We start from the raw sequence: 14,193 nt of genomic DNA, 5'->3' as shown, positions 1-14,193 counted from the left end.
GGCATCCAACTCAGCGGTGCAGCCACATGCGGATTGCAAGCAGCAATTGATCGGTGTTGACGGGTTTGGCGAGATAGTCGGACGCGCCGGCCTCGAGGCATTTCTCGCGGTCGCCCTTCATGGCCTTGGCCGTCAACGCGATGATCGGAAGACGGGCGAAGATGGGGTTTTCACGAATGACGCCGATGGTCTGATAGCCATCCATCTGCGGCATCATGATGTCCATCAGCACGATGGCGATCTCCGGGTTGGATTCGACCAGGGCCACCGCCTCGTTGCCGGTCGTGGCCGTCAGCACCTTCATGCCGCGCCGCTCCAGCACGCTCGACAGCGCGAAGATGTTGCGGGCGTCGTCGTCGACGAGCAGGGCGGTCTTGCCGATCAGGTCTTCGTCGGAACTGTTCAGCTTCTCGAGCATGCGCTGCTTCTCGATCGGCAACTCCGTGATCACGCGGTGCAGGAACAGCGCGGTCTCGTCGAGCAGGCGCTCCGGCGATTCCACGCCCTTGACAACGATGCTCCGCGCCATGGTGTGGAGCTCCGCATCTTCCTCGGCCGACAGCTCGCGGCCGGTGAAGACGACCACCGGAACGTTCGAGAGCGCCTCGTCATTGCGGATCTGGTCCAGCACCTCGAAGCCGGTCATGTCGGGCAGGCGCAGGTCGAGCACGACGCAATCACAGGGGTTCTCACGCAGCATCGAGAGCGCGTCGGCACCGGTGCCGGTCGTCACGATCTCGATGTCGTCGTGATGCAGGAGCTCGCGGATCGAGAGCTGCTCGGCCTCGTTGTCCTCGACGATGAGCAGCCGCTTGCGCCGCGGTCGCGCATATTCCTTGATCTGGGTCAGCGCGGCCGAGACACCCTCGGTCGTCGTCGGCTTGTTGACGAAGGAGAAGGCGCCGCGCGCCAGCGCATGCTGGCGGTCCTCGTCGAGCGTGATGATCTGCACGGGGATGTGGCGGGTCAGCGGATTGTGCTTGAGCTGGCTCAACACGGTCCAGCCGAGCATATCCGGCAGGAATACGTCGAGCGAGACAGCCCTCGGCTGGTACTGCTTTGCAAGCTCCAGCGCCTCCGCGCCGCGGGCCGCGACCAGCACCTTGAATCCCTTGTCGCGGGCGAGGTCGACCAACACGCGCGCGTAGTGCGGGTCGTCCTCGACGATCAGGAGGATGCTATCGCCGGGTTCGAGGTTGAGCCGGTCGTCGGGAAGCTGCTCGATCACGCGCTGCGGTTCGGCTGTCGCGGGCTGCAGCGCCGGCGGCTGGCTCTGTTGGGGCGTTGCGCGGGGCGCGAGCGTCGGGCCGGAATATTTCAGCGGCAGGTAAAGCGTGAAGCACGAGCCCTTGCCCGGCAAGCTGCGCAGGTGGATCTCGCCGCCGAGCAGGCTTGCGAGTTCGCGGCTGATCGCAAGGCCGAGGCCGGTACCGCCATATTTGCGACTGGTGCCGGCATCCGCTTGCTGGAACGCCTCGAAGATCAGCTTCTGCTTCTCCAGCGGAATGCCGATGCCGGTATCGGACACTTCGAATGCGATCACGGCCGGCGCCGAGTTCAGCACGGGATGATCCGTGCCCCAGCCGCCGACCGCGGCGGCGACCTTCAGGCGCACTTCGCCCTCGGCGGTGAACTTGAAGGCGTTGGAGAGCAGGTTCTTCAAAACCTGCTGCAGGCGCTTGGAATCGGTGACGAGGCTGCGCGCAAGATTCGGATCGACGTCGATCTTGAACGACAAATTGCGGTTCTCCGCCTCGTGACGGAACGGCCGCCCGACCGTCTCGAGCAGATTCGCGGTCAGGATTTCCTCGGCGTCGACCGTCACCGTACCGGACTCGATCTTGGAGAGATCGAGAATGTCGCTGATGAGATTGAGCAGGTCGGTGCCGGCGCCATGGATGGTGCGGGCGAATTCGACCTGCTTGCCGGTAAGATTGCCGTCCGGATTGTCGGTGAGCTGCTGGCCGAGGATCAGGATCGAGTTCAGCGGCGTGCGCAGCTCGTGGCTCATATTGGCGAGGAATTCGGACTTGTACTTCGAAGTCAGCGCGAGCTCGGTTGCCTTTTCCTCCAGTGCGCGGCGGGCCTGCTCGATCTCCTGGTTCTTGCGCTCGACTTCGACATTGCGCTCGGCGAGCTGCTGCGCCTTCTGTTCGAGCTGGTCGTTGGTCTGCTGCAATTCGCGCTGCTGGGTCTGGAGCTCGCCGGCGAGCTGCTGCGACTGCTTGAGCAGGCCTTCGGTCTGCATCGTCGCCTCGATCGAGTTGAGCACGATGCCGATCGAGTCCGTGAGCTGCTCCAGGAAGGTCATCTGCGAGGTCGTGAAGGAGGTGAGCGAGGCGAGCTCGATGACCGCCTTGACCTGGCCTTCGAACAGCACCGGCAGCACCACGAGGTTCTTCGGCGCGACGCGAAGCAGCGCCGAATTGATCGGCACCACGTCAGGCGGAATGTCCGCGATCACGCGTGGGCGCCGGTCGAGCGCGCATTGGCCGATCAGGCCGTCGCCGAATGGCAGCACGCGCGGATACGGATAGACGCCGTCGCCGGCATAGGAGGCAAGCAGCAGGAGCCGCGGATTCTCTTCATTCTCGACCTGGTAGATCACGCCGGTATGCGCGTTCACCAGCGGCGACAATTCGGTCAGCAGCAGGCGACCGACGGTGGTGAGGTCGCGCTGGCCCTGAAGCATGTTGGTGAATTTCGCCAGATTGGTCTTCAGCCAATCCTGCTCGGTGTTCACGTCCGTCGTGAGACGGAGGTTCGTGATCATCGTGTTGATGTTGTCTTTCAGCTCTGCGACCTCGCCGCGGGCGTCGACCTGGATCGACCGCGTCAGGTCGCCCTTGGTCACGGCGGTCGCCACTTCCGCAATCGCGCGCACCTGCGAGGTGAGGTTGGCTGCCAGCAAATTGACGTTGCCGGTGAGGTCCTTCCAGGTGCCGGCGGCGCCGGGCACGTCGGCCTGACCACCGAGCCTGCCCTCGACGCCGACCTCGCGCGCCACCGACGTCACCTGGTCGGCGAAAGTCGCGAGCGTCTCGGTCATGTTGTTGATGGTGTCGGCGAGCGCCGCGACCTCGCCCTTCGATTTCACGGTGAGGTTCTGCTTGAGATCGCCGTTGGCGACCGCGGTCACCACCTTGACGATGCCGCGGACCTGCTCGGTCAGGTTCGCCGCCATGAAGTTGACCGTGTCGGTGAGATCCTTCCAGGTGCCGGCGACGCCGGGCACCTGGGCCTGGCCACCGAGTTCGCCTTCGGTGCCGACCTCGCGGGCAACGCGCGTGACTTCGCCGGCGAAGGCATTGAGCTGGTCCACCATGGTGTTGATGGTGTTCTTGAGCTCGAGAATTTCGCCCTTCACGTCGACGGTGATCTTGCGCGACAGGTCGCCGCGCGCGACGGCGGTGGTGACTTCGGCGATGTTGCGGACCTGGGTGGTGAGGTTCGCGGCCAGCAGGTTGACGTTGTCGGTGAGGTCCTTCCAGGTGCCGCCGACGCCGGGCACGACGGCCTGGCCGCCGAGCCGGCCCTCGGTGCCGACCTCGCGCGCGACGCGCGTCACTTCGGCGGCGAAGGAGCGGAGCTGCTCGACCATGGTGTTCAAGGTGTCCTTGAGCAGCAGAATTTCGCCGCGCACGTCCACCGTGATCTTCTTCGACAGGTCGCCGCCGGCGATCGCGGTCGCGACCTCGGCGATGTTGCGGACCTGCGCCGTGAGGTTCGAGGCCATGAAGTTGACGTTGTCGGTGAGATCCTTCCAGGTGCCGGCAACGCCGGGCACCTCGGCCTGGCCGCCGAGCTTGCCTTCGGTGCCGACTTCGCGCGCGACGCGCGTCACTTCACCGGCAAAGCCGTTGAGCTGGTCCACCATGGTGTTGATGGTATTCTTCAGCTCCAAAATCTCGCCACGGACGTCGACGGTGATCTTGCGCGAGAGGTCGCCGCGCGCCACGGCAGTGGTGACTTCGGCGATATTGCGGACCTGGGCGGTGAGGTTGCCCGCCATCGAGTTGACGCTGTCGGTGAGGTCTTTCCAGGTGCCGGCGACGCCGGGCACGTTGGCCTGGCCGCCGAGCCGACCTTCAGTGCCGACCTCGCGCGCCACGCGCGTCACCTCGCCCGCGAAGCGGTTGAGCTGGTCGACCATCGTGTTCAGCGTGTCCTTGAGCTGAAGGATCTCGCCGCGCACGTCCACGGTGATCTTGCGCGACAAGTCGCCGCCGGCGATCGCGGTCGCAACTTCGGCGATGTTGCGGACCTGGGCGGTGAGGTTGCCCGCCATCGAGTTGACGCTGTCGGTGAGGTCCTTCCAGGTGCCGGCGACGCCGGGGACTTCGGCCTGGCCGCCGAGCTTGCCTTCGGTGCCGACTTCGCGCGCGACGCGCGTGACTTCGCCGGCGAAGGCGTTGAGCTGGTCCACCATGGTGTTGAGCGTTTCCTTCAGCTGAAGGATTTCGCCTGACACGTTGACGGTAATCTTCTTCGACAAATCGCCCTTGGCCACCGCGGTCGCGACTTCGGCGATGTTGCGGACCTGGCCGGTCAGGTTCGAGGCCATCGAGTTGACGCTGTCGGTGAGATCCTTCCAGGTGCCGGCGACGCCGCGCACCTGGGCCTGGCCGCCGAGTTTGCCTTCGGTGCCGACCTCGCGGGCAACGCGCGTGACTTCGCCGGCAAAGGCGTTGAGCTGGTCCACCATGGTGTTGATGGTGTCTTTCAGCTCGAGGATCTCGCCGCGGACATCGACGGTGATCTTTTTCGACAAATCGCCGCCCGCGACCGCGGTCGTCACCTCGGCGATGTTACGGACCTGCGCGGTGAGGTTCGAGGCCATCGAGTTGACGCTCTCGGTCAAGTCCTTCCAGGTGCCGGCGACGCCGAGCACGTTGGCCTGGCCGCCGAGCCGGCCCTCGGTGCCGACCTCGCGCGCGACGCGCGTGACTTCGCCGGCGAAGGCGTTGAGCTGGTCGACCATCGTGTTGAGCGTTTCCTTCAACTGAAGGATTTCGCCCGAGACGTTCACCGTGATCTTCTTGGAGAGGTCGCCGCTCGCGATGGCGGTGGCAACGTCGGCGATGTTGCGGACCTGCGCGGTGAGGTTCGACGCCATGAAGTTGACGTTGTCGGTGAGGTCCTTCCAGGTACCGGCGACGCCCGGCACCTGGGCCTGGCCGCCGAGCTTGCCTTCGGTGCCGACCTCGCGCGCGACGCGCGTCACTTCCGAGGCGAACGAGTTGAGCTGGTCCACCATGGTGTTGATGGTGTCCTTCAGCTCCAGGATTTCGCCGCGCACGTCCACCGTGATCTTGCGCGACAGGTCGCCGCGGGCCACGGCGGTGGTGACGTTGGCGATGTTGCGCACCTGTGCGGTGAGATTGCCGCACATCGCGTTGACGCTGTCGGTGAGATCCTTCCAGGTGCCGGCGACGCCTGGCACGATGGCTTGGCCGCCAAGCTTGCCGTCGGTGCCGACCTCGCGCGCCACGCGCGTCACTTCCGACGCAAAGGAGCGGAGCTGGTCCACCATCGTGTTGATGGCTTCCTTGAGCTGAAGGATCTCGCCGCGGACGTCGACCGTGATCTTCTTCGAGAGGTCGCCGTTCGCAACTGCGATCGTCACCTCGGCGATGTTGCGAACCTGGTTGGTCAGGTTGTTCGCCATCGAGTTGACGCTCTCGGTCAGATCCTTCCAGACGCCGGTCACCTCAGGCACCTGGGCCTGGCCGCCGAGCTTGCCTTCGGTGCCGACCTCGCGCGCCACGCGCGTCACCTCGGAGGTGAACACGCCGAGCTGCTTGATCATGGTGTTGACGATGGTCGCCGACTGCAGGAATTCGCCGCGCAGGGGGCGTCCATCGACGTCGAGCTTGACGGTCTGGAGCAGGTCGCCCTGCGCCACGGCTGCGACCGCGCGCGTCACCTCGCGCGTCGGCCACAGCAAATCGTCGATCAGCGTATTGACCGAGCCTTCCATGTCGGCCCAGGAGCCGGAGGCCAGCCCAAACTTCACGCGCTGGCGGGTCTTGCCCTCGCGGCCCACCACCTGGCCGACCAGCTCGAGCTGCTGCGCCATGCGCTGATTGGCGGCGATGATGTCGTTGAAAGTGTCGGCGAGCTTGCCGTCGATGCCGAGATAGTCGCCGCTCATGCGCACGGAGAAATCGCCGTTGCGCATGGCCTGCAGGGCGAGCAGCAATTCTGCCCGGGAATCGGGCTCCGACATGCCGTTGGTTTTTGGCTTTGGAACGCGACGACCGGAACGTGATGCAGATCCGGGATCGAGGTCGCTCATAATTTGTCCCCCGCAGGCGTCAGCCGATTCCCAGGCAAGACGCGGATTGTCAAAATAGAGCGTCAGCCAAATTCGAAATCAAGCGCCAACGTTATGGCGCCAGGACGTGGAACCTGCTTTGCTCAGCCCGATTAACATAATAGCGATACCTCGGAATGGTTCCATTGGGTTCCAGATTTCTGCCGAGGGAAGACACCTTGGGGGCCCGTTTCGGGCCTCGGTCATCGCTTCCGGAACGGACCGCTGGTCCTGCTGTTAGCCTCGAATACAGGGAGAGCGCACATGAAAGCAGGATTTGCCGTGATCGGCACCGTGATGTTGTTGGCTGGATCGGCGTTCGCACAAGGCGGCGCGCCCAGCGGCCGTGGTGCGGTGACCGGCGACCCCGCCGCAAGCTCCGCCACCCCACGCGCGGACACACCAACTACGGGTGCGTCGACCCGGTCTAATCCCAGCGGTAGCGGCACCTCGACTTCGGGCGGCAAGGATGACAATGGGGATGCCGGCCGGGACCGGATGCCGGAGAGCGACCGCACCGTGCGGCCGGAGAGCCAGCAAAGTCATCCGAGCAATAAATAAACGGCTACTTGTCTGCCATGGTGCGCTCGGCGTCTTTGACCTGTGAGCGCAACAGCGGGAGCTGCTCGCGCGCGAATGTTGCAAGCGCGGCATTGTCGGGCGCCTTCAGATAGCGCTCGAGCAGGTCGATCACCGATTCATACTCGGGAATCTGCGCGGCATAGAAGCTTCTGACGAAAGTCGGTCCGTCCGAAGTTTCGGGCTCGACCAGGCTCGCGCTCGCCGAGGTCGTCTTGGCGACGCGCGGTTCGGTGCCGATCGTCTCCTGAATCGGTTTCAGGGCCTTGTCGCGCCGGGCTGCTTCTTCGGCGCGCAGGGCGGCGAGGTTCTTGACCTCGGCATTGCCCTTCAGGTCGGTGCTCTCCAGCAAGCCCTGCTGAAAGCGGCTGAAAGTGTAGAGGTCGCTGATGGTCTCGGTTGCGGTCGGCGTGCGGCCGGTCGGCCGTCGCTCTCCGGTGCTGTCGGCAAGCGGTGCAGTGCTGATGAACGCCAAAACCATCGCGAGAAGAATCCGCATGGACGTCCAATGGCGGACGGCGGTCGAAAGTTCCGCAGATGTTACGATCCGGTAAGGGCGGTTGCGACGCGTCGGTTCCGTCCCCAATTCATGTTGATGAAACAGTCCGAGATCTTCAGGGATAACGCCGACAACTGCCTCCAGCTCGCCGAGAGGGCCGAAGCACAGCCGGCACACAATCGTTTTCTGCGCATGGCGAATGCGTGGACGGCACTTGCCGACGAGCAGGATTGGCTAGACGGCGAGGTGCCGCCCGTTCCAACGCGCAGGCCTCAAAAGCAGGATGCGTAATTCTGTCGTGTTCGTGGATCTGCGTGTGAGACTGCGCACGGACAACAAGCAGGATCATTCGTAACAGTCGATCGCGTTGATTTCCTATTTCAGGAGGTTTTTGCAATGGCTCCACGTCTGGCTCTTCTTTCGCTCATCCTCGCCTTTGGCGTGTCGGTCGCGTTCGCCACCGTGACGACAGTGCGGCAGGTGCATCACGAAAATGCATCGACCCCGGTGCACTCAGCGCACAGTTAGCAGTCTGATCTCGCGGGTCGGAACCTTCGACGCTCCGGCGCGTAAGCGCTTCGAGACAGCAAAGAGGCGAGAGCTATCATGGCCCATTCCGACCAAGGCATCATCAGAGATCAGCGCGGTGAACAGCAGCCGCGGGACAAGCAGCGTGCGCAGACCGTGCACAAGTCGGAGCCAAAGGGCTCGCCCTCTCGTGAGGCCACGCGCGATCCCAAGCTGAACGACAACAGCAAGACGCCCGGTTCCGGCATGGCGCCCGATGATTCCGGCGACGCGCCGAGCGGCTAATTCCTTCAGGAACGAATTCGCACGCGAAGAGTCGAGGGATTGCTTCCGGTTGTCATGCCCCCGGTGATCCGGAAGTAATCTCCAAGGACGGCCCTGGCACCCCGTGCCGGGGCCGTTTGCTTGAGCATCAGGCTGGACTAATCCTCGGAGCCGCGCTCGGGATGCGGTTGCGTATGGCCGTCCGGGCCGCGCCCGAAAACTCCGAACCTGCTCGATTTGACATTCGCCCCTGCATCGACTGCGGCGGTGGCCAGTCCGAGCTTCAGGAGCTCGCGCACGGCCGCGGCTCGCGTCGGCATGCGATGTTTGAACCGGAAGTCGTCCACCGCGGCCAGTTCTTCCGGTGACAGCATGACCTGGAGCCGCTCGGCGCGAAGGTCGTTCATGATCAATCACCCAAAATGAGCAAGTTGAGTAGTTTACTCAACGAACTCATTCGGCCGCGGTTCCACAAGATGCGGCTATGACGCCAAGTTAGCCAGAAATATAATGAAATCAATAACTTATGTGATGCAAAGATCCTTTGACAGGTGTATACTCCCGGCAAATGGGAGAGACGTCATGACGAACGAAGTCAGATTGCCCCGCACACATGTCGAAGAGAGCGAAGCACCCAGGCCGGTGCGCCCCAGCCACCGGAAGGTCATCGAGCAGGTCGAGCGCTGGGCCAACAGCCCGGGCCTTCAACCGCCGAGATTGCAGCCGTCAATGCATGCCAAAGCGGGCTAACGCTTCGTAAGGGGAGAACCCTTTGCTGATGGCGAATGGGCTGACCGGTGCGGTTTGCGGGAGACGATGCGCAGCTTGCGCCTGAGCCCCCAGGCCAATACCGAAACCACGGCCCAAGCTATCAACGCGGCGGCGAAAGCGCCCGGAACGCTTGCGGCCACGGTAACATGAAAGACGGCGGCGAATGCCAGGAGACCGATGCTTCCCCAGGCGGCACCAGCCGCGTCGAGCCCGGCGGCCTCTTGTCCGCGGCGCGTGCCGCTGAGGCCGGCCTTCTCCTTGGTGCGGCGTTCATGGCTTTCGACCAGCGTTGCGCTCGCGCAGAAGATGGCGGGAAGCGCAAGGAAAAGTCCGCCGACGGAAACACCGAAGCGCGCTCCCAGAACCCCCGTGAGCACGGTCGCCAGGCCACCGAGCAGGAAACGAATGCCGTATTCGTACCAGCGCGTCTGCTTCAGCGCGGAGAGCGACAGCTTGACCGGCATCAGGCCGCACCTCCAAAGCCGGCGAGCAGGCCGAAGGCGACCGCAAGCCACACGATACCAGCAAGGACGGTCGCCGGCAGCGCGGACACACAGTATCTGATCAGCAGATGGCAGACGACGACGCTGTAGCAGCCGAGCGCGACCGCGCCATAGATCATCGTCCAGCTTTCTGCCGCGGCGTATTGCGGGCCGTGCTGGACGACGGCGATGCCGAGCGTCGCCAGTGCAACTGACGGTGCTGCGCCGAGCAACCCCGCAAAGCTTTTGGGTTTGAGCATATCGCCCAAGATCGCAAAAGCGGAGACGATGATGCCACCGGCGATGAAGCGCACGACATATTCGGTCATGGCCGTTTCCGCCAAGTGAGCTGCTTGCGCAACGATTGCGTCAGTGTCCATGGCCGCAAGAGTCTCTCTACGGCCGCGCCCAGCGCAAAGCCTGCGACGACGTCGCTTGCCCAATGCGCGAGTACCGCAATCCGTGTCAGCGAAAGTGCGACCGCAATCGCACGCACCAACCGACGCGGCGTTTTTGGCAGCAGGCCCGCCGCCGAGGCAAGTGCGCCCATATGGACCGCGTGACCGGACGGGAAGGCGTCGCGCGCCTGTCCTGAGATGGGTACTCCATGTCGGTGTCCGCGTATGGTCAGCCGGTCTGGCCTGGTCTGATCGAATATGGATTTCAGGACATGCGGGAGGACGGCAGTCGCCAGCGACACGGCCAGAACGTGATTTGCAACGGGGCGCTGTTGGGGCTGCCAAATATGAGTGTAGAGCCACCCTGCCGCGGCCAGCGCGAGCAGCACGTGCTCGTCGGCAGCCCAGGTCAATGTCTGCGCCGTGTGCTCGATGCCTGAATTGGTGTGATCAGCGATCGTATCCGCGATCGCGGTGTCGATCCGGCTAGGTTTAACCTCTACTAATGCCATCGGTCTGCAAGCGTGATGTCCTTCATGACAGTTTTGTAAAGCCCGGAGACAAAGAAGGTTCCTGGGCTCTGCCTCGTGGCATAAGTCTGCCGCGCCGACTACGGCTGTCCCGATCCACCAGCGGACCCATACACCTAGCCGGTCGCATTGCTCGCGTCGGCCGCGGCACGCTGCACATAAATCGAGGCCAGTTCGGCGGGCTGGCCGGAACGGCCGAGCGGCGTCATGCCTCCGCTGTCGAAGAGGCCAGCGAAGCAGCAGCGAGCGTTGCGCTCGCCGCTTGGACGACGTGCCGGCGGGATACTGAAGTCTTGTCGTGATGTGTCATGACGATCTCCGCGATCTTCGATCTCACTGCGCGGAGACAGGCATCGTTGCAAAACGAGAGGACGCCGGTAGGGCCGGCGTCCTCGTAAGATGTTTACTTGGTCTGACCGACGCTCGGCGCCTTGCCGAGCTCCTTGGCCATGTCGAGATGGTGCTTGAGCGCCGGCAGCGTCTTGCCGGCCCAATCCTTCAGGTCGGAATTGTCGCCGCCCTTGGCGTAACGCTCGAACAGCGAGACCGCGTCCTCATGGGCGCTGACCTGGTACGAATTGTAATCCGAACTGAAGTCCTTGCCATTCGCGCTCTTGAGCTTGTCGAGTTTGCTCTGATGCGAGCTGTCGAGTGCTGTCGGCAGGGTCGCCTGCACCTTGCCGCCGCTGACAAGGCCCTTAAGTTCGCTGCTGGTCTTGGTGTGGTCGGTCACCATCTGTTGCGCAAAGGTCTTCTCCTGCGCGTTGCCTTTCTGCTCGGCGAGCTTGCTCGACTCGATCTCGAACATATCGCTGATGGCGACTTCCTTGACGAAGTCGGCAGTGGCGGGCGCGACGCCGAGCGCCGAGTTGACGCCGGTTTTCTCGCCGAGCGACTGGGCGAGTGCGGGGCCTGCGAGCAGCACGCAAGCAGCTGCGATAATCATTCGTTTCATGGTCCGATCCCTCCGAATGGGCGCGCAGCCTCTCGCCGCGCGACGTTGCGCCCACCAACACACTGCAGCGGCCGGAGTTCCTAACGGCTAGTCCGTCGGTCTCCGCCCGCTCCGCGGGTTGATTGGATCGGTAGGCTTGCGCCGAAGCCGTTCGGGCAGAAACGGCTCGCTCGGCGTGGCAGTGGCCTCGGCACGCACGTCTGCATGGCGTTGTGCCCGTTCATGCGGCGTCCGGTTGTCGTTGATCTGCCGCTTCACGTCGAGGCCATCCACGGGATCGTTGACGCCGTGCTGGATATCGCGGAAATCGCTCATGCTTCACCTCATTCGTTTCCAGGTAGGATCTTTTCCAGCACCTGCCGCGCCGCCCCCTTGATCACTCCGCTCTCGTTGGGATCGCCCTTCAGCAGCGCAAGCGAGAAGTTCTTGGCCTGCTGCAAGGTGATGTGCGGCGGCAGCGGCGGCACTTCGGGATCGGTCTTCACCTCCAGCACCACCGGCATCTCGCTCGCCAGCGCCTGCTCCCAGGCCGAGCCCAGCAGCCGCGGGCTGTCGACATAGATGCCGGAGAGGCCGATCAGTTCGGCAAAGCGCGAATAGGACACGTTTGGTATGCGCTGCGACGCCTCGAATTTCGGATCGCCGTTGATGACGCGCTGCTCCCAGGTCACCTGGTTGAGGTCTTCGTTGTTGAAGACGCAGACGATGAAGCGCGGATCCTTCCAGTCGCGCCAATACTTGGCGGCGGTGATCAGCTCGGCCATGTTGTTCATCTGCATCGCGCCGTCGCCGACGAGTGCGATCACCGGGCGGTCGGAATGGGCGTATTTCGCGGCGAGCGCATAGGGCACCGCGGCACCCATCGAGGCGAGCCCGCCTGAGAGCGAGGCCGTCATGCCGCGGCGCATTTTCAGGTCGCGCGCGAACCAGTTGGCGCAGGAGCCGGAATCGCTGGTGACGATGGCGCGGTCGGGCAGGCGCGGAGACAGCTCCCAGGCGACGAGCTGCGGATTGACCGGTGCTGCGGGCTGATGTGCCCGATCATCGAGCGTCTTCCACCATTTCGCGACGTCGTCCTGGATACCCTGGCGCCAGGCGCCATCGCTCTTGGGTTTCAGTCGCGGCAGCAGGGCGCGCAGCGTCTCGGCGGCATCGCCGACGAGGCCGACCTCCATGGGAAAGCGGATCGACATCATGCCGGCGTCGATGTCGATCTGCACGCCGCGCGCCGCGCCTTCCTTCGGCAGGAATTCGGCATACGGAAAGGCGGAGCCGACCATCAGCAGCGTGTCGCATTCCATCATCATGTTGTAGCTGGGTTCGGTGCCGAGCAGGCCGATCGAGCCGGTGACCCACGGCAGATCGTCGGGGAGCGCCGCCTTGCCGAGCAGCGCCTTGGCGCAGCCGGCGGACAAGCGGTCGGCGACCGCGATCACCTCCTCGGTGGCGTGGAGCGCGCCGGCGCCGATGAGCATCGCGACCTTCTTGCCGGCATTGAGCACCTCGGCGGCACGGTCGAGGTCAGCGTCACGAGGCTTGATGCTTGGCGCGCTATAGCCAATGCCGGAGTGCAGAGTGCCGTGAGCGCGCGGCGGGTCCTCGTAGGGCTCCTCCTGGATATCGTTGGGCAGGATGATCACCGTTGGCGTCCGCCGGGCCAGCGCGATCCGGATCGATCGATCGATCAGATGCCGGATCTGCGCCGGCGAGGAGGCCTGCATGACGTAGGCGCCAGCCACATCCTTGAACATCGAGACGAGATCGAGTTCCTGCTGATATTGCCCGCCCAGCGCATTGCGTGCCTGCTGGCCGACGATCGCGAGCACGGGCTGGTGATCCAGCAGGGCATCGTAGAGCCCGGTGATCAGATGCGAGGCGCCGGGGCCCGAAGTTGCGATACAGACCCCGAGTTGGCCAGAGAACTTCGCATAGGCGCTCGCCATGAAAGCGGCCATCTCCTCATGCCGGGTCTGAACAAAGCCGATCTTGCCCTCAGCACGCTGAAGGGCTCCGAACACGCCGTTGATGCCATCGCCAGGATAGCCAAAGAGGTGGCGCACGCCCCATTGATGCAGACGTTGAACGATGAAGTCGGAGACGGTCTGGGACATCAAGGCGGCCCTTCGTTTTCCGGTATTTGGTTTCCGGGATTTGAAGTTGAGAGAACCGCCCGTTTCCGGCGATGTTCCTCAAGTCTGACGGAACATGCCGGAACGATCGCGCACCTCTTCGGGTTGTCTCCACAACTGGCTGAGTGGAGAATTGAGATGTTGAATCAGGGTGAACTGGACCAAAACGAGATGGGTCGGTTGATCGGCAGCGACAAGGTCGAGGGAACATCGGTCTACGGTGCCGATCGCAACAAAATCGGCTCGATCGAACGCGTGATGATCGACAAGATCAGCGGCAGGGTGTCCTACGCCGTGCTCGGCTTCGGCGGATTTCTGGGCCTCGGCAACGACCACTATCCGCTGCCGTGGCAGTCGCTGAAATACGACACGGAGCTCGGCGGTTACGTCACCGGCATCACCACCAAGGAACTGGAAGGCGCGCCCAAATACGGCGAACGGAGTGATTGGAACTGGGGTGATGACGCCGCGGTTCGCGGGATCAACTCCTATTACGGTGTCCCCTTCGCGTAAGCGTTTCCACCGAAAGGAAGCTCGATGAGCAAGGAACGGCCTAACGACGATCCCCGGCAGCAGAGCGACTGGGGTTCGCACAAGCAGACGGACAAGCCCTGGAAGGGCACTCCGGAAAAGGAGCAGGGATCGGACGAGGTGAAACCCGATCTCGAGAAATGGCACGCGACGAAGACGCACTGAGACCGGGTACGCTTCCCATGAGATATCGAGGCGGGCGCGGCACCCA

General features: G+C 63.7%; 15 protein-coding genes and 1 pseudogene. 6 read left to right on the top strand and 10 right to left on the bottom strand.

The window, feature by feature from the left end:
* Window positions 1–10: 10 nt before the first annotated feature.
* Entirely contained in the window at window positions 11–6,298 is a 6,288-nt protein-coding gene (locus AC0L23_RS24095) for a HAMP domain-containing protein (protein WP_085361356.1), read from the bottom strand.
* A gap of 282 nt (window positions 6,299–6,580) precedes the next feature.
* Between AC0L23_RS24095 and AC0L23_RS24090 the strand changes: the two genes are divergently transcribed.
* Complete coding sequence (locus AC0L23_RS24090; RefSeq protein ID WP_085361357.1) at window positions 6,581–6,877, top strand: hypothetical protein; 297 nt, start codon at window positions 6,581–6,583, stop codon at window positions 6,875–6,877.
* A 4-nt stretch (window positions 6,878–6,881) separates the two neighbouring features.
* Here AC0L23_RS24090 and AC0L23_RS24085 read toward each other — a convergent pair whose 3' ends face one another.
* Window positions 6,882–7,394, bottom strand: coding sequence for a DUF4142 domain-containing protein (locus AC0L23_RS24085; RefSeq protein ID WP_085361358.1), 513 nt, complete (start codon window positions 7,392–7,394; stop codon window positions 6,882–6,884).
* A 96-nt stretch (window positions 7,395–7,490) separates the two neighbouring features.
* On the opposite strand from AC0L23_RS24085, the gene AC0L23_RS24080 reads away from it, so the two are divergent.
* Both AC0L23_RS24080 and AC0L23_RS24075 read left to right on the top strand, forming a co-directional pair.
* Window positions 7,491–7,685: a hypothetical protein gene (locus tag AC0L23_RS24080; protein ID WP_026233106.1), complete on the top strand. Its 195-nt coding sequence runs from the start codon at window positions 7,491–7,493 to the stop codon at window positions 7,683–7,685.
* A 315-nt stretch (window positions 7,686–8,000) separates the two neighbouring features.
* On the top strand, window positions 8,001–8,207 hold the full coding sequence (locus AC0L23_RS24075) for a hypothetical protein (RefSeq protein ID WP_007594775.1): 207 nt from the start codon (window positions 8,001–8,003) through the stop codon (window positions 8,205–8,207).
* Window positions 8,208–8,344: 137 nt separating this feature from the next.
* On the opposite strand, the gene AC0L23_RS24070 is transcribed toward AC0L23_RS24075, so the two are convergent.
* Window positions 8,345–8,593: a hypothetical protein gene (locus AC0L23_RS24070; protein ID WP_018456205.1), complete on the bottom strand. Its 249-nt coding sequence runs from the start codon at window positions 8,591–8,593 to the stop codon at window positions 8,345–8,347.
* Between the two features lie 175 nt (window positions 8,594–8,768).
* Here AC0L23_RS24070 and AC0L23_RS24065 point away from each other — a divergent pair, with 175 nt between their 5' ends.
* On the top strand, window positions 8,769–8,936 hold the full coding sequence (locus tag AC0L23_RS24065) for a hypothetical protein (protein ID WP_473357450.1): 168 nt from the start codon (window positions 8,769–8,771) through the stop codon (window positions 8,934–8,936).
* Here AC0L23_RS24065 and AC0L23_RS24060 read toward each other — a convergent pair.
* From AC0L23_RS24060 to AC0L23_RS24030, 7 genes and pseudogenes are all read right to left on the bottom strand, one after another.
* Window positions 8,933–9,421, bottom strand: coding sequence for a DUF3147 family protein (locus AC0L23_RS24060; protein ID WP_018456207.1), 489 nt, complete (start codon window positions 9,419–9,421; stop codon window positions 8,933–8,935). The two genes, AC0L23_RS24065 and AC0L23_RS24060, sit on opposite strands and share 4 nt — an antisense overlap.
* The gene (locus AC0L23_RS24055) at window positions 9,421–9,768 is read right to left on the bottom strand and encodes a DUF3147 family protein (protein ID WP_018456208.1); all 348 of its coding nucleotides are present in this window, start codon (window positions 9,766–9,768) and stop codon (window positions 9,421–9,423) included. Before AC0L23_RS24055 ends, AC0L23_RS24060 begins: the two co-directional genes overlap by 1 nt.
* Window positions 9,765–10,349 carry a phosphatase PAP2 family protein gene (locus AC0L23_RS24050; RefSeq protein ID WP_018456209.1) on the bottom strand — a complete coding sequence of 195 codons (585 nt, stop codon included), beginning with the start codon at window positions 10,347–10,349 and terminating at the stop codon, window positions 9,765–9,767. Before AC0L23_RS24050 ends, AC0L23_RS24055 begins: the two co-directional genes overlap by 4 nt.
* A 134-nt stretch (window positions 10,350–10,483) precedes the next feature.
* A pseudogene (locus AC0L23_RS24045) lies at window positions 10,484–10,582 on the bottom strand (SDR family oxidoreductase); the annotation flags it as partial.
* A gap of 188 nt (window positions 10,583–10,770) precedes the next feature.
* Window positions 10,771–11,322: a DUF4142 domain-containing protein gene (locus AC0L23_RS24040; RefSeq protein ID WP_085352563.1), complete on the bottom strand. Its 552-nt coding sequence runs from the start codon at window positions 11,320–11,322 to the stop codon at window positions 10,771–10,773.
* 87 nt (window positions 11,323–11,409) lie between these two features.
* Window positions 11,410–11,637 carry a hypothetical protein gene (locus tag AC0L23_RS24035; RefSeq protein ID WP_018456212.1) on the bottom strand — a complete coding sequence of 76 codons (228 nt, stop codon included), beginning with the start codon at window positions 11,635–11,637 and terminating at the stop codon, window positions 11,410–11,412.
* Between the two features lie 8 nt (window positions 11,638–11,645).
* Window positions 11,646–13,433: a thiamine pyrophosphate-requiring protein gene (locus AC0L23_RS24030; protein ID WP_085361359.1), complete on the bottom strand. Its 1,788-nt coding sequence runs from the start codon at window positions 13,431–13,433 to the stop codon at window positions 11,646–11,648.
* A 156-nt stretch (window positions 13,434–13,589) separates the two neighbouring features.
* Here AC0L23_RS24030 and AC0L23_RS24025 point away from each other — a divergent pair, with 156 nt between their 5' ends.
* Together AC0L23_RS24025 and AC0L23_RS24020 are read left to right on the top strand one after the other, a co-directional pair.
* Window positions 13,590–13,964 (top strand): PRC-barrel domain-containing protein, encoded by a 375-nt coding sequence (locus AC0L23_RS24025; RefSeq protein WP_085361360.1) that lies wholly within the window; start codon window positions 13,590–13,592, stop codon window positions 13,962–13,964.
* Between the two features lie 24 nt (window positions 13,965–13,988).
* Window positions 13,989–14,147 (top strand): hypothetical protein, encoded by a 159-nt coding sequence (locus AC0L23_RS24020; protein WP_007594751.1) that lies wholly within the window; start codon window positions 13,989–13,991, stop codon window positions 14,145–14,147.
* Window positions 14,148–14,193: the final 46 nt, after the last annotated feature.

It is taken from the genome of Bradyrhizobium sp. MI1.4, assembly GCF_055811315.1.
This window is presented reverse-complemented; position numbering and strand designations above follow the sequence as displayed.

Coding starts and splice junctions, on each gene's coding strand:
- AC0L23_RS24095 (WP_085361356.1), bottom strand. CDS start 6,298: ATGAGCGACCTCGATCCCGGATCTGCATCACGTTCCGGTCGTCGCGTT.
- AC0L23_RS24090 (WP_085361357.1), top strand. CDS start 6,581: ATGAAAGCAGGATTTGCCGTGATCGGCACCGTGATGTTGTTGGCTGGA.
- AC0L23_RS24085 (WP_085361358.1), bottom strand. CDS start 7,394: ATGCGGATTCTTCTCGCGATGGTTTTGGCGTTCATCAGCACTGCACCG.
- AC0L23_RS24080 (WP_026233106.1), top strand. CDS start 7,491: ATGAAACAGTCCGAGATCTTCAGGGATAACGCCGACAACTGCCTCCAG.
- AC0L23_RS24075 (WP_007594775.1), top strand. CDS start 8,001: ATGGCCCATTCCGACCAAGGCATCATCAGAGATCAGCGCGGTGAACAG.
- AC0L23_RS24070 (WP_018456205.1), bottom strand. CDS start 8,593: ATGAACGACCTTCGCGCCGAGCGGCTCCAGGTCATGCTGTCACCGGAA.
- AC0L23_RS24065 (WP_473357450.1), top strand. CDS start 8,769: ATGACGAACGAAGTCAGATTGCCCCGCACACATGTCGAAGAGAGCGAA.
- AC0L23_RS24060 (WP_018456207.1), bottom strand. CDS start 9,421: ATGCCGGTCAAGCTGTCGCTCTCCGCGCTGAAGCAGACGCGCTGGTAC.
- AC0L23_RS24055 (WP_018456208.1), bottom strand. CDS start 9,768: ATGACCGAATATGTCGTGCGCTTCATCGCCGGTGGCATCATCGTCTCC.
- AC0L23_RS24050 (WP_018456209.1), bottom strand. CDS start 10,349: ATGGCATTAGTAGAGGTTAAACCTAGCCGGATCGACACCGCGATCGCG.
- AC0L23_RS24040 (WP_085352563.1), bottom strand. CDS start 11,322: ATGAAACGAATGATTATCGCAGCTGCTTGCGTGCTGCTCGCAGGCCCC.
- AC0L23_RS24035 (WP_018456212.1), bottom strand. CDS start 11,637: ATGAGCGATTTCCGCGATATCCAGCACGGCGTCAACGATCCCGTGGAT.
- AC0L23_RS24030 (WP_085361359.1), bottom strand. CDS start 13,433: ATGTCCCAGACCGTCTCCGACTTCATCGTTCAACGTCTGCATCAATGG.
- AC0L23_RS24025 (WP_085361360.1), top strand. CDS start 13,590: ATGTTGAATCAGGGTGAACTGGACCAAAACGAGATGGGTCGGTTGATC.
- AC0L23_RS24020 (WP_007594751.1), top strand. CDS start 13,989: ATGAGCAAGGAACGGCCTAACGACGATCCCCGGCAGCAGAGCGACTGG.